The sequence below is a fragment of the Kitasatospora sp. NPDC091257 genome, from assembly GCF_044757675.1.
GTDB lineage: Bacteria > Actinomycetota > Actinomycetes > Streptomycetales > Streptomycetaceae > Kitasatospora > Kitasatospora lactacystinica.
On the sequence record NZ_JBIVVI010001718.1, the window covers coordinates 1 to 1,369 of the forward strand.

Below are 1,369 nucleotides of genomic sequence, written 5' to 3' on the forward strand. Positions count from 1 at the left end.
CTCGGGAGGGGCGGAGGGCGGTCAGATGACCGTCTCGGCCTCCAGGTAGCGGTCCTGCGGCACGGTCTTCAGTTCGGCGACCGCCTCGGCCAGCGGCACCAGGTTGATGTTGGTGCCCTGCAGCGCGGTGATGTGCCCGAAGGCGCCCTTGTGGACGGCCTCGACGGCGTGCCAGCCGAAGCGGGTGGCGAGCACCCGGTCGTAGGCGGTCGGGGTGCCGCCGCGCTGGGTGTGGCCGAGGATCACCGGGCGGGCCTCCTTGCCGAGGCGGTGCTCCAGCTCGCGGGAGAGCTGGGTGGCGATGCCGGTGAACCGCTCGTGGCCGTAGATGTCCTTGGTGCCCTCCTCCCAGTGCATGGTGCCGGGCTCGGGCTTGGCGCCTTCGGCGCAGACCACGATGGCGAACTTCTTCTGGCGGTCGAAGCGCTCGCGGACGACATCGGTGAGCTTGTCGATGTGGAACGGGCGTTCCGGGACGACGATGGCGTGGGCGCCGGCCGCCATGCCCGCGTTCAGCGCGATCCAGCCGGTGTGCCGGCCCATGACCTCGACGACCATGACCCGCTGGTGGGACTCGGCGGTGGTCTTCAGCCGGTCCAGCGCCTCGGTGGCCACCGAGACGGCGGTGTCGAAGCCGAAGGTCACGTCGGTGGCGGCGATGTCGTTGTCGATGGTCTTCGGCACCCCGACGATCGGCAGGCCCGCGTCGCTCATCAGCTTGGCGGCCTTGAGGGTGCCCTCGCCGCCGATCGGGATGACCGCGTCGAGGCCGAGGTCGGAGCAGTACCGCTTGGCCCGCTCGACGCCGTCCCGCAGGTGGCTCGGCTGGACCCGGGAGGAACCGAGGATGGTGCCGCCCTGGGCCAGGATGCCGCTCACCGAATCCAGGGTCAGGGGGCGGTGGTGGCCCTCCAGGAATCCGCGCCACCCGTCCTCGAACCCGATGATCTCGTCGCCGTGGTCGACCACCCCCCGGTGGACCACGGAGCGGATCACCGCGTTCAGGCCGGGGCAGTCACCGCCGCTGGTCAGCACTCCAATACGCATTAGCTTTGCAACTCCCGAGCAGAACCGAGGAACGGCCGGACTACAGGCTGGGACGACGAGCCGTCACCGTAACGGGGCGCTCCCACGCCGCGATGGCGGGGAGGTGGCCGTGGGGTGAAGGACCGGCCGATCCGGACAGAACGCCCGAAAACGGCCGTGAAGTCGAGCATACGGCCCCTGGTCCGGCCGGGCAGGAGCCGACGCGGGAGCGGCGCCGTCGGCGCCCCCGCGCGGAATTGCAGCCTGCTGCCGAGGAGGGTGTGCAGTAGGCAGCCCCATTGTGGTACTTCCGGGGCCACCCGCGGACCGGGTGACCGCATGG

The 1,369-nt window shown here is 70.9% G+C and carries 1 protein-coding gene; it reads right to left on the bottom strand.

Features of this window, described 5'->3' with window-relative positions:
* Positions 1–21: 21 nt before the first annotated feature.
* Positions 22–1,047 carry a 6-phosphofructokinase gene (locus tag ACIQOV_RS41510; RefSeq protein ID WP_359898455.1) on the bottom strand — a complete coding sequence of 342 codons (1,026 nt, stop codon included), beginning with the start codon at positions 1,045–1,047 and terminating at the stop codon, positions 22–24.
* Positions 1,048–1,369 lie beyond the last annotated feature (322 nt).

Excerpts from the sequence above, each read along its gene's own strand:
- ACIQOV_RS41510 (WP_359898455.1), bottom strand. The coding sequence starts at position 1,047 with ATGCGTATTGGAGTGCTGACCAGCGGCGGTGACTGCCCCGGCCTGAAC.